This is a genomic window from Bradyrhizobium uaiense (assembly GCF_010811875.1).
In the GTDB taxonomy this organism is placed as follows: domain Bacteria; phylum Pseudomonadota; class Alphaproteobacteria; order Rhizobiales; family Xanthobacteraceae; genus Bradyrhizobium; species Bradyrhizobium uaiense.
This window is the reverse complement of sequence record NZ_VKHP01000001.1, coordinates 38137-50971: the sequence shown is the minus strand read 5'-3', so window position 1 is coordinate 50971 and position 12835 is coordinate 38137. Positions and strand designations below refer to the sequence as shown.

The 12835-nt window shown below is 57.7% G+C and carries 8 protein-coding genes; 1 reads left to right on the top strand and 7 read right to left on the bottom strand.

Going from position 1 to position 12835, the window contains the following annotated elements:
- Positions 1 to 4: 4 nt before the first annotated feature.
- The gene (locus FNJ47_RS00170) at positions 5 to 691 is read right to left on the bottom strand and encodes a 2OG-Fe(II) oxygenase (protein ID WP_163149270.1); all 687 of its coding nucleotides are present in this window, start codon (positions 689 to 691) and stop codon (positions 5 to 7) included.
- Positions 692 to 696: 5 nt separating this feature from the next.
- Entirely contained in the window at positions 697 to 1920 is a 1224-nt protein-coding gene (locus FNJ47_RS50130; protein ID WP_235999229.1) for a GFA family protein, read from the bottom strand.
- Between the two features lie 1078 nt (positions 1921 to 2998).
- On the opposite strand from FNJ47_RS50130, the gene tcuC reads away from it, so the two are divergent.
- Positions 2999 to 4351, top strand: coding sequence for an MFS transporter (tcuC, locus tag FNJ47_RS00160; RefSeq protein ID WP_163149268.1), 1353 nt, complete (start codon positions 2999 to 3001; stop codon positions 4349 to 4351).
- Positions 4352 to 4445: 94 nt separating this feature from the next.
- On the opposite strand, the gene FNJ47_RS00155 is transcribed toward tcuC, so the two are convergent.
- From FNJ47_RS00155 to FNJ47_RS00135, 5 genes are all read right to left on the bottom strand, one after another.
- The gene (locus tag FNJ47_RS00155) at positions 4446 to 5288 is read right to left on the bottom strand and encodes an electron transfer flavoprotein subunit beta/FixA family protein (RefSeq protein WP_163149267.1); all 843 of its coding nucleotides are present in this window, start codon (positions 5286 to 5288) and stop codon (positions 4446 to 4448) included.
- Between the two features lie 218 nt (positions 5289 to 5506).
- Positions 5507 to 7333, bottom strand: coding sequence for a nif-specific transcriptional activator NifA (gene nifA / locus FNJ47_RS00150; RefSeq protein WP_163149266.1), 1827 nt, complete (start codon positions 7331 to 7333; stop codon positions 5507 to 5509).
- A 176-nt stretch (positions 7334 to 7509) separates the two neighbouring features.
- Complete coding sequence (locus tag FNJ47_RS00145; protein WP_175068333.1) at positions 7510 to 8346, bottom strand: SDR family oxidoreductase; 837 nt, start codon at positions 8344 to 8346, stop codon at positions 7510 to 7512.
- A gap of 1177 nt (positions 8347 to 9523) precedes the next feature.
- On the bottom strand, positions 9524 to 10630 hold the full coding sequence (locus FNJ47_RS00140) for a nodulation protein NodZ (protein WP_163149265.1): 1107 nt from the start codon (positions 10628 to 10630) through the stop codon (positions 9524 to 9526).
- A 157-nt stretch (positions 10631 to 10787) separates the two neighbouring features.
- The gene (locus FNJ47_RS00135; RefSeq protein ID WP_163149391.1) at positions 10788 to 12827 is read right to left on the bottom strand and encodes a carbamoyltransferase family protein; all 2040 of its coding nucleotides are present in this window, start codon (positions 12825 to 12827) and stop codon (positions 10788 to 10790) included.
- Between the last annotated feature and the right edge of the window lie 8 nt (positions 12828 to 12835).

The following is a 12835-nucleotide window of genomic DNA, read 5'->3' as shown; positions in this document are numbered from 1 at the left end:
CGAGCTAACTTGCTTCATGGCCGCTGGTAGAGCTTTCGATGACGCGTCGGTTTGTGCCGCTGCGCTTCGAACAGAAGTAGACCAGCGACCGGCGCTCCCCGGCGGATACAGGCTTCACCTCATGCCGCAGCCTACATGTTGTGACAAGCACCGCACCAAATGGTGGTCGAAATACCTGCTGCTCGTACGCGCTCGGATATACGACGAATTCGCCACCCTCAAAATCTTGCGCGAGCTGCACAATTACGGAGTACTCAAAGTCTGGATCGCTCTCGGCATCCAAATGGATGCCAACAAACGAACCGGGAGGCATACGATGCAACTGGCATCTGCGAATCACATAATCCGACGATGCTCCCAGGATCGTTTTTAATGCGAATCCGCGGTCTTTCCTTTCAAGCAGATCGATGATTTGCCTCGGCGCTGCGCCATCCACATTGCTGGGACTGCGGCCGGGCGGGTCCACCCTTACGCGTTTGACAAAGACGTTGTGCGAGTCGCCGGCATCTCCCAACCGCACCTCTTCTTCGGGAATCTCAGCCTGCAGCTGATTGATCCTCGCCAGTTCATCCTGTGTAAATAACGTCTGGGAGCCGATCACGATCGTACCCTTCACCAAGAGCTCTACGCGGAATTTCGTCAGAGCCTCTTCTGAAAGTAGGCCCTTTTTGTCATGTGCTGAACGCGCCATTGAGTTCACTCCGGGGTTGGTTCTTCGATGCACAGCCTGGGTCCTGGTTGCATCGAGCTGAATGCTTGTTCCCAATGCTCGCCATCGAACTCGTCTATTTTGATGCCCTCGATCGTTGTTTTATCCAGGCATCGAACATTGACGCTGAACCCGGAGGGGTTCGACCGCGGCCGATAGAATGGCTTGACGCCGCAAACCCGACAAAACGTGTGCCGGGCGATGTTCTTGTTGAACTGGTAAGTGGTGAGGAACTCTTCGCCGCATTCGATCGTGAGCCTATCGCCAGGTACCAGCAAGTGCATAAATCCAGACATCCGGCAGATCGAGCAATTGCATCGAACTGCAGAGAGCTGCCGCGGCGCCCGGACGCGGAATTTGACAGAACCACAATGACAATGGCCACGGTGTTCGATTTCAGATCGGTCATTTTGCTCAAGTGAGACAATCCGGAGCAGATCGTGACACCACTGCAAGTTCAGTCGATAGGCTCGATCGAACTCGTCCAAAAAGAAACCATTGCGGTCAGCCGCGACAAGTTCGCCAATGAGGCGGCATGTCATTTCTCCATGATACTTCTCGGCCGGATCTTTTCCACCGACGTGGCTGCGGAAGTACTCAAGATCGTCAGGCCTCGCATCAAAGGTTTTGACCGTGGTGGTCCACAGCGCCTGGATCATCTCCGCAGCGTGCAGCTCAAAAGCGACCATGTAGGCGCAACGCACCACGGGATCTTTCGCTGACAATCCGTCATAGAGAGAATGCAGGTACCGGTTCGTCGTGGCGCTATAGTTGGGACGTATTGCTCTGCCGAGCAGTCGCGATGCATCCCTTCTAAACAGATTTGAGTGAAAATTTTCGGTCAGCAGAATATCGGGTAGCGCCGCCTTGCCACCCTGGAGAACTCGGCCATAGCCGCCCGTCTCGTCCCAACAAATGAAATTAGCGACGACGCTGGTCAGTTCAATATCCCTGGGAAGATCCCGATTATGATGCATTGCATCGAATATGAGATCTTTTTGCGACCCTGCCTGCAGGTAGGGAAACGCCTGTGACATCGCCAGGTATTCAGGCAGCAGGCTACCAACCTGCTCTTCGGACAGTTCCTCAGCAAAGGGATGCGCGCCAAACAGAGCTCGCGCACGCTCAGTCAAATGCGCACAAAAACTCTGCGGAGGCTGATCCGGCGAAAATCGAGAAGCTTGAGAAGACGTCATTTGGACGATAGCCATGAGGGGAGAACGAGCCCTGAAGAAGCGAATTCTCGTCGGGACCAGCTATTGGCCAGTCGAGACAGACGAGCTAGTTGGCGCGATGGCGCATGATCGCCGTCGCCTCCGAGGCGAACTCTGCTCTTTGCATCCTCGCGGCCCCCTTAGCCGGGCGTCTTGAGCCCAATCCTGTTCACACATGGAGCACGCCCATTGATTGAAGCGGCGATAATTCTGTCGGACTACGATCCAGATCAGTCCAATTCCGCGCATAGTTGGCGCCTCCAGGCATCACGCGCAGATTCATGGTGAGTTATTGGCCCGCCCAAAAGCATCGGGATTTTGCATCACAGGAGGGGGCTCTGTTTGCGCGATCGAGCCTCGCTTGACGTCGGTCGCAAGATGCATCGAATCCCCGCGGTTTCTGCTCATTGCTCATTTTTGACTGGCTACGCGCTTGGGACAGCGCTTCTAGAAGGAGGCGTGTCTACCGCGCTCTTAGGAGCTTCCGCCACGATCTGCGCGAGATGTCGGCAGCTCGCCCCCACGAGCGTCTGAGAAAACACCGCCGCTGCTCTTACCCGTTCCGCCTGCACTCGTCCGCTCCTGTGGTCTTGCACGTTTCCAGCAATCGCCGTGCCAACCCTGGTCTCGCGCCATAAGTTTCGGAATAGTTTGGTAAAACGTTCATGCCGGCTCGTCAGGACAGGTGTCTTGAGTCTGACACGGTTTGCATGGCTGTCGGAAATCGAGCAGCGAATAAGTGCCAGCCTCTGCCCACGAGGGGCATACGTCCTTGACCGCCAGAATGTCCGAACAAGCCTCATAGCTGCCGTGAGCCGGCGAATCGCCTCAGGTATTCGTCAATTCTTGTTTGAGGTGAAGTGCGCTTGCGGCAATTGGCGTCGAGATCTGCTGGTGCTCCGCGAACCGGCGCTGAAATATGTGCACTAATCTAATTATCGCCGAAAATACGCCGAAAAGATCAGGCGCCTTCCGCTCGGCCGGTAATGTCACCAATGACAAAGTCACGGCCTGATGCAATTGGGCTGGCGTGAGGTTTTCCGAACCGGCCATTTTTGACGGGAAGGAAACTCGCTTGTCACAGACACTTATTCAGCACGGGACGGTTAAATCGCGCGTCAATGCGATCCTGCGTGCAACCAGCGGCAATTTCCTCGAGCAATTCGACTTTTTCCTGTTTGGCTTTTACGCCAGCGCTATCGGACGAGCCTTCTTCCCATCCGAAAGTGAAACAGCCTCGTTGGTCAACACTTTCGGCGTGTTCTGGTTGGGTGCCTTAATGCGTCCAGTAGGCGCAATCGTCCTCGGCGCCTATATCGATCAGATCGGCCGTCGAAAAGGCCTGATCATCACACTATCGATCATGGCGATCGGCACTGTCATTATCGCTTTCTGTCCCAGTTACGCGACCATTGGCATTGCAGCCCCGATTATCGTTTTGGCTGGACGGCTGCTGCAGGGTTTTTCCGCCGGCGTCGAGGTCGGCGGCGTTTCAGTCTACCTGGCGGAGATCGCAACCCCAGGCAATCGCGGCTTCTATACATCCTTTCAATCGTCCAGCCAGCAGGTCGCGATCTTTGTCGCGGCAAGCGTGGGCTACCTGCTGAACGAGTCGATGCCGGCCGAAACCGTCGCCTCCTGGGGGTGGCGCATTCCGTTTTTTCTCGGCTGCCTTATCATCCCGCTTATCTTCCTTCTTCGTCGAACACTGGAGGAAACGCCGGAATTTCTGGCGATGAAGAAGCATCCGAAAGCCCGCGAGATCTTTGCCTCGGCGCTGGTCGGCTGGCGCATAGTCGTTCTCGGAATGATGATGGCGATCCTGAGCACAACGACCTTCTATTTCGTCACCGTTTACACGCCCACTTTCGGCAAGACAGTCTTGAAGCTGTCCGCTCAGGATGCTCTCCTGGTGACGCTCCTGGTCGCCATGACCAATTTCATCTGGAATCCAATTGGCGGCGCCGTCTCCGACCGTATCGGCCGAAAGCCAGTTCTGCTCGCCATTGCCGGCCTTGCATTGATGAGCGCGTATCCGGCTTTGAACTGGCTGGTAAGCGCTCCCACCTTCGGCAAGATGTTGGCGGTCGCGATGATGTTCTCGTTCTATTTTGGCACCTACAGCGGAACTATGTTGGGCGCGCTCGTTGAGATCGTGCCCGCGCATGTGCGCACAACTTGCTTTTCCCTGGCCTTCGCACTCGCGGCCGCCTTGTTTGGGACCTTTACGCCGTTGGCCTCGACCTGGCTCATCGAGCGGACCAACGACAAGGCTTCACCGGCGTATTGGCTGATGTTTTCAGCCACGCTCGGCATCATCGCGGCATTGACCATCTATCGGGGCACCGCCAAACCGTCGAGAACCGCGGACCGTTCACACCCAGAACCAAATGACAGCACCTTGGGCGTGCAAACGGCATCGCCCTAGCATGGTGCTCCCGGATGCAGACAGGTTTCGCCTCGTCGTCACCGCCATCTCGAAGCTGGACTTGTGTTTTGGTCTGACTGACCTTCTATCCAGATCAAGCATCACGGGCTGATACCGCAAGATCGGCTTCGAGCTTGGGTTGATGCTTGAAAATAGCGTCTATCAGCGCCTGCGCGGGTTGCTCCGTGGCCTCAACCAAGGCCGCCTTCTCGGCGCGTGCAGAGGGGGCGAACACTCGCTTGACGACGGTCGGTGAGCCCTTGAGACCGCATTTGGAGATGTCCTCAACGCCTGCGTCGTGCGCGCTCCATTTCACGATCGGCGCCCGTGCGGCACGTAAGGCATCCGCCATCGCGCCGCGCCGAATCTGGTTTGTCGCCTCCAGCATGGTGACGAGACAGGGCAGCCTCGTGTGCAGGACCTGGATACCACCTTCGGAACGTCGTTCCGCTTCGATTGTGTGTGCGGCGAGATCCAGGGATCTGACCTTGGCGACGTAGGTAAGCTGCAGCACGCCCAGGCGCTTTGCGATGCCGGGCCCAACCTGCGCGGTATCGCCGTCGATGGTCTGCTTGCCCGTGAAGATGAGGTTTACCGGGCCATATTCCTTACCGATCTTTCGGATGGCTGTTGCCAGTGCATACGTCGTGGCAAGGGTGTCCGAGCCCGCAAAGCATCGATCGGTGAGCAGTACGGCGCGATCGGCGCCATAGGTCAGCGCCTTCCTCAAAGAGTCTTCCGCCGACGGCGGGCCCATTGTAAGCACGGTTATTTCGCCGCCAAACCGATCGCGCAGTTCCAGCGCGGCCTCAAGCGCAAAGAGGTCATATGGGTTGATGATGGTCGGCACACCCTGACGCATGATCGTATTGGTAACGGGGTGCACGCGAATCTGTGCAGAGTCGGGAACCTGTTTGATGCAGACGACATTGTGCACGGAGTTGCTCCAGAAGTTACGACACTGCGAAGAGAACAGCAAGTCTCGTACCACAGCGACTCTCCGTGGACTGTGCTCGCCATTACAAAGGCCTGGACGGAGCCGATCGAGCGACCTGGCGCGGTTTTGTGAGGGACGAATACCGACATGCGTCGAAGCCGCGACAGCGCCGTGCCGCCGCCGGGCACGTCAGGCAAGTGACGCCAAGATCCTTGCGCTCAAAACCGCTTGATCTCGATTCCGTATTTCCTCAACGCGTAACCAATCTGACGCGGCGTTAGCCCTAGCAAGCGCGCTGCTTTTGCCTGCACCCATCCAGATTTTTCCATGGCTGCAATGACTCGCTCGCGATCGGCGATCTTCGCGCCACTTACGAGGACCGTGCCGGGAGGAGCAGCCAGCGAGGCCAACTCGCTGCCGCCTGGCGGAGCCGGCGCGGTCGCTTCAGGTAGCGGAGTGATCGACTTAGCCAGTACCGGCGTGGTCGGGACCGCCGGCATGATCATCTCCTCCGATGTACTTTTCCACAGCATGGCGGAAAGACATTGGCCGTGGCAACAAGCGAAATCATTTCTCACGATCGCTGGCCCGGCGGACAGCGTCGCCGTGCGCTGAATGCAGTTTTCGAGCTCTCGGACATTTCCGGGAAAGCCGCAATTCATCAGCACATCAATCGCGCTCGCATCCAAGGTCAGCGTACGCCCGTTCTCGTTATTGAAGTTCCTGAGAAACTCGCTGGCCAGCAGCGGAATATCACTGCGCCGCTCACGCAGCGGCGGCAGGAGCAAAGGAACGACGCTGATCCGATAGTAAAGGTCTGCGCGAAACTCGCTCTTTGCTACGGCCTCTTCCAGGTTCCTGTTGGTCGCCGCTATGACACGAACATCGACCTTGATGGTCTGGTTGCTGCCGACGCGCTCGAACTCCTGCTCTTGCAGAACTCGCAGCAATTTCGCCTGGAACGGCGCCGAAATCTCGCCGATCTCGTCTAGAAATAGTGTCCCTTTGTCAGCAAGCTCGAAGCGCCCCTTGCGCGAGCTGAACGCGCCGGTGAAGGCACCTTTTTCATAGCCAAACAATTCGGACTCCAGGACCGTCTCAGGCAGCGCCGCGCAATTCAGTTTGACGAAGGGCCGCTTGGCTCGAGGTGACGACTCGTGAATAGCTTTGGCTACCAGTTCCTTTCCGGTCCCGGATTCACCGCGCAATAGAACCGTGCTGTTCGATTTGGCTACGATCGCGATCTTCTCGAGAAGCCCACGGAGCGCCGGGCTGTCGCCAATGATGCCATGAACGTGGACCTTCTTACGATCCCGTGCAGGCTGCCTAAGCTCGAACAATTGCTTTTGTAGCCGGTCCTTCTCCACCATCAGCCGTTCGCGGTCGCAGGCGAACAAGCGGTGCAGCTTCACTGTCTGTCCCACCAAATTGGCGATCATGGCAAGCAGCCGTGTGTCGTGATCGAGCCGGAGACTCGACCTTTCGTCGCGGATACGGTCGACTGTCAGCGTACCCACGACCTTGGGGTCGATGCGAATTGGCACTCCGATGAACGAGACGGGTGTATTATCCGAGGCGCCCAGCACCTCGAGGTCGGCAGCGCTGAATGCCGGCTCGGCTGACACATCCTCGGCGACAAGAGGCCGGTTCTCCGCGACGATTTGGTTGATCGCCTTCCGGGGCAAGCGCATCCGGTACCGTTCGTCGCTGCCTTCGCTCCAGCCGTCGCCCACGGTGATGTCTGGCATCCCGTCATCGTCGAACAGTGAGACGATGCCGTGTCGCATCTGCACAAACGATTGCAGAAGCTCGAGAACTTGGGCCAAGGTGACTTCAAGCCGGCAAGGAGCGGTCAGTATCTTCGATATTTCGAAGATGCCGGTCAGTGCGCTCTCGCGCAATGGCTCGACGGAGAGCTCGTGTTGCGGCTCCACTTCTGAGGCAGGCCTTTCGCGTGCGGAAGCGATATGCAGCATGAGGCGGTCTCCGTTGTTTTGATCATCCTCCCTGGCGACTTGTTCTGGTTTGCGAGCTTCGTTAGGCATGTCATTCTCGATCTAGGGCCAAGTGTTGACGAGACGCCGTAGAAGCGTAACAGCTTTTCGTGGCACGACGATAAACTTTCAGTGCGTTTCTTTTGCGGAATGGATGCCCGACGTCAGCGTAGAACGCACGTTCCACTGCTGCAGCTCAAGTCAGCTGCCTCGCAAGGCGAGGCCGATCACAGATGTTGCCCACCGTTGATCGGCAGCTCGGCTCCCGTGACGTAGCTCGCAGCATCTGAGCACAGGAAGAAGATGACCTTGGCCACCTCATCGGGCGTTCCCACTCTGCGCAGCGGGATAGTGGGCACAAGACGCGCTGCGGTTTCGGGCGACAACATGTCCGTCCCGATTTCGCCGGGAGCGATCGCATTCACACGAATGCCGTGCGGCGCGTAATCATGTGCCATTTCGCGTGTGAGACTTGCAAGCGCCGCCTTCGACGTCGCATAGGCACTTCCAGCAAACGGATGCACCTTCGATCCGGCGATCGAAGTCACATTGACGATCGATCCTGACCCAGCTCTCAGCTCGTCAAACAAACCCTGCGCCAGCAGGATCGGAGCCACGAGATTGAGATGAAAGACCCTCATCCAAGTCTCGGTGGACGTCGTCAAGGACGTTAGCCGATCCCCATTAGGTGTTTTCGGCGAAATCCCGGCATTATTCACCAGGGCGTGCAACACTCCGCCGCTCAAACGTTTCTTCACCTCGCTCACCGCGCGCGGCAGCATTCGATGGTCGCTGAGGTCGATCTGGACATGATCCTCGTTCCCTGATTCCCACGGGCAGCGCTCGCCGTCGAACGGCTGGCGCGCGCAAGAAATGATACGCCAGCCGGCTTCTGAAAACAGCTTGGCAGTAGCGTGACCAATTCCGCGCGATGCGCCGGTTAGAAGCATCGTCTTCCCTTCTCCTCGATGCACGCCGGCTTTATCGGCATGAAACGGACAAGTCGAGTGCATCGCCAGCAGCGGGCTCGGGATCAGATCGTCATTTGGCAAATCGAGACCCACGCCCACCTCCTCTCCTGTTGCGTGCTCGCGCACTCCAAGCAGGAATTGGGCCACCATAACTGAGGCAACGCCGCTCCGGCTTTGCGGCCTGGTGTCGCAGAACGCTTGGCAGGTTCGCAACGGCGCATTCGCTTTGCGACAACAATGGCATGTTAGCAACAAAAATGTCGGAACCACGCGCTCGCCTGGATGGATACGGGCCTGGAAGCGCGCGCTCTTTCCTGCTTGCGCAACCGCGAATCCGACAGCTGGGCAGCATTTGTCGCGGAGCAACGATCGGTCGGTACGGTCAGGCCTGTTAGCCGCGCCGTTCAGCGATCCGAAACTGACGTTATCATCCTGGCACGTCCGATTCCCTACAGCTGCCCGACCTGTCACGCACTGGCCCGTTTGACAGTCGCACATCGCCGCGAATTCCTTTCGCGTATCGTGAGCCGGTGCGCTGATTGTCTGAACGGCGTCCCCGGTCGCGCCTGCGTCAGTTGGGCGAGCGAGCGGCAGACGGCCTTGAGGGCCGTTGCGCCAATCGATCCTGGCCAACAGATAGTTCAGCTACGCCGGAGAGATCGTTTCCGGTTCACCCGCGACCGATGTCCCGATGATTCTTCCTTCTCCCTAGCCTTTTGGTGAACAAGTATACTCCCTGCCACGCGTGCCAGACACCTTCACAAGATCGCTCCGGCGACCGCGGAAGACGAAGATGCGCGCTCAGCGGGCCAGCACCTTCTACGTCCTACACTTCAGCTGCCAACGGCGGAAAGCTCCTGGCATCAGACTGTCGCAAGCCACACCCGCGCCTTCGAGGTCCTGGAAAGGAGGCACTGTTGGCTCATTTTTCAGAGCATGGCGCTGCTCGACCTCCCGAGGAGCAAGCATCAATGCATACCATCCCGTCTAACGTCGGCCGCGGTGATATGGGAGCGCAGCCTTGTCCGACGTCAGGAAGCCGAATTCCCAAGGTTCGCGCGAGGCGAAGACGGAGATTGGCGCGCACCTTTTTAGCGCGGCGGGGCAATTGTTGATCGACGTTGAGCTTCGCACTCCCGAGGATTAGCGTCCTCCAGGGTAACCTCGCTGCCAGCGGCCACTTCGCCAACGATTTTACGCCCTGAAAACACGTGATAGCACTTTTTGATGCAAAGAGCGGCCATCAGATCAATGAGGCAAGCTACGACGTTCATGCCGTCACGACCTCTTGGGAGGCTTCTTCAATCAAGATTAGTCGGCCCGGATCGTTGAGGTCGAACTCTATGACGCGTGGCGCAAACAGGCGTGCATAGCGTGTGAAAGCGCTTGTCGGAGGAAAACGAATTGCAGTGTCGCACCGCGCAAGGAGATACATTTCGGTAAGGGCGGCAAAGCCGCCCTCGGCTCCGAGCGCCCCGCTGTGCAACGGTCCGGCCTGAGGCGGCTTGAAGCGCTTGGGAATCGTGAAAACATCAGGAAATATCGCCGAAACCTGCTCGAGGACGTGCGCGCTGTCCGTGCACAGGAACGCCCTCACGGGTTTTGTGTGCGGCAACGCCTTGGCCCTTTCAATCGCATTACAGACCTGTCGCAGGGCGCGCTCCGGATCGGTCCAATACGGAGCATGCCCCATAATGTCCTCGCCGTTGCCGTGTCGAACATGAATGCCGATCATACTGTATGGCTCAAAGTGCTCGCGATAAATGGCATCGATCCGGGCCTGACTCTCAGGGCGCGGTTTAATGCTCCGAAAGATTTCTCGTTCTGCTTCTTGATCGCAGCGCCACATCAGGCAGGCGTCACAAACGACAGTGTTCGCATCGCTGTCTTGCTGGCTTTGAAACAATTGATCTAGTTCGTCGCGCTCTCGGAAAATTTGCTCGTCCGGCCGATAGACGCAGTCGATCGATGGCTTGTTCCACCAACTCGGGAAGAATGGTCCTGGAAACGAGCGCTGATTGATCTGGTCGTCGCAAATCACCCGTACGCCGGCAATGTCCTGAACTGGTTCAAAGAACACTGGAAAGGCATTGATGAACGGCTGGTCGAGATAACAAGACCCCCGCCAATCGATGACCAGGTTCCGCCCGGTCCGCTGTGCAAAACGCCAAGCAGCCGCCAGCGACCACAGGCAGTCGCCGAATCCCGTACGTCGTCGGGAAACTACGAACCTATCATTCTTCGAACCGCTCTGCATGGCCTCCTCCCGGGCTCCTGGTTGGACAAAAGACGCCATGGCAGACATCTCATGTATCATCTCGTCCGACGTCGCGGTCTGAAATTGCGGTGCCGGCGAGCTGCGTCGGTAGAACTTCATATCAGTGCTATCCGTGATGCGCCGAGATCCCGCAACACTTTCCGTCTTTTCTTGAGCGGCGTTGCGGCGACGTGCCGATTTCAGCCGGATGCCCGATGCCCCCTCCGTGCGTCGGACGGCCTGGCCTCCTCACATGCAGGCATAGGCATGGCCACGCTCATAAGTTACGGATATGTTTTGCTTTACACTTATTGCGGTCACAGGCCGCGTGCGGCGGATGCAGACGAATGCCTCGCAGCTCCCACACGAGCCGCAATTCCTTCACGAGATCTTCACGCTTGGCCTGGCCCAGCATGGTTGCGTCGAGCAGCCAGCCGAGCGACGCCTCGCCCTCGACCCGCATCAACATCTCGAAAAGCTCATGTGAGATGCGCATACTATCGTAGGCGGAATGTCCCGTGCGGATCTCGCAGACCGTCTCCTGACGATCTACCGCTACGTGAGAGCGGACACGATGAAGCGATGCGTAGGGTGGCAATGAAACGCCCAGTGCGCTCCAATCCTGCAATGTTGCCGTCCGCTTCTTGACCAGGAACGGCCCGACCACAAGTCCGTCCAAATCGGTCGTCAAGAACGTTACAATCGCGTCTGACACCGAATCAACGATCGGCTCGGCATTGTTGTTAAACGACGTGTTTAGAAGAATCGGTATTCCAGTTCGCTTCTTGAACTCGTTGATTAAATCCCAATAAGCGGGGTTTGTCTCGCGCGACACCGTTTGCAGCCGAGCGGTCCCGTCAACGTGCGTGATCGCACCGAGCACGCTACGCTGGGCTTCACGCACGCGAACCACAAAGTTCATGAACGGCAGCTCCCTCGTGCCGCCTGGAAGCTCGAAGAACTCGCTCGCATGCTCAACCAGTACAGACGGCGCAAACGGACGATAACTCTCGCGCTTTTTGACCATCTCGTTAATTCGATTCTTGTTATCGGCTGGCCGCGGGTCCGCAAGAATGCTGCGGTTACCAAGCGCGCGTGGGCCGAACTCAGAGCGGCCCTGAACCCAGCCGATTACAGCGCCATTTGCCATCCAGTCTGCCGCACTGGATGCTATGTCATCACTTCGTTGAATGTCGAGGTGGCCAGACCATGCGTTGAGCTCACGCTCCACGGCTTGCTCATTGCCGAGATCGGGCCCCCAATAAACGTCCGGCAGTCGCTCGCGCGGCGCCGGCCTGCCCAGCTCATTTGACACGATCAATGCAGCGCCGAGCGCGCAACCGGCGTCGTGCGCCGCGGGTTGAACAAAAATCTCGTCAAATAGGCCGGAATAAAGCAGCTTACCGTTCAGCGTGCAATTATGGGCTACCCCTCCAGCCAGGCACAAGCGTGCTATGCCTGTCGCTTCACGATGGTGCCGCAGGATGTGAAACACGATCCGCTCCAGCGCCTCCTGCAGCGAAGCGCTGACATCTCGATGTTGTTGGGTGAATGGCATTCCGTTTCGCCGAACCTCGATGTGGCGGACCAGGGCCGGAGCGATCCGATCCAGGTGAACGCGATAGCCACCCTTGTCCAACAACTCGTAGAACTGCGCGAAGAGTTCGCGATAGGGAGCGGGATCGCCATACGGGGCAAGCCCCATCACTTTGTACTCGTCGAACAACCCGTAGCCGAGATATCGGATCGTCTCGAGATAGAACAGCCCCAGGGAGTTACGTTCCGGGAAGCTTGCAAGTTGCGCAATTTCGATGCCAGACCCCACCGCCAATAAGCCGGAGAGAAAATCGCCACTACCGTCGATCGTAAAAATGAGACTTTGTTCGAACCCCGACATGGCAAACGCGCTCACGGCATGCGCTTCGTGGTGATTTACGAAGGAAAGCCGCGACGGATCGATCTCGGCGTCGAACTCCCGTGCCAGCAGCTGGCGCATCAACAGTTTGGCGTCCAACGGAACGGGCTTGGAAACAGAAAGACGCTCGAGCATTGTATTGCAGTAGGCTTCAGTCGCGTAGAACGCGATACGGTCGATCTCGCCGAGCTCAACTCCTGCGGTAGAAAGGCAGTATCGGATGGAGTTGCTCGGCAACTTGTTGGAGTGCTTGACGCGGTTGAGGCGCTCCTCTTCGACGGCAGCAATCACGCGGCCATCCTGCACAAGAACCGCAGCGCCATCGTGAAGAAATGTACTCGGCAACTCCGGCGAGCTTTCATAGATTCTGTCAAGACCACCACTTATTCCTAGGCACAACAACCAGCTCT

Coding starts and splice junctions, on each gene's coding strand:
- nifA (WP_163149266.1), bottom strand. CDS start 7,333: ATGCCTAACGAAGCTCGCAAACCAGAACAAGTCGCCAGGGAGGATGAT.
- FNJ47_RS50130 (WP_235999229.1), bottom strand. CDS start 1,920: ATGGCTATCGTCCAAATGACGTCTTCTCAAGCTTCTCGATTTTCGCCG.
- FNJ47_RS00140 (WP_163149265.1), bottom strand. CDS start 10,630: ATGAAGTTCTACCGACGCAGCTCGCCGGCACCGCAATTTCAGACCGCG.
- FNJ47_RS00170 (WP_163149270.1), bottom strand. CDS start 691: ATGGCGCGTTCAGCACATGACAAAAAGGGCCTACTTTCAGAAGAGGCT.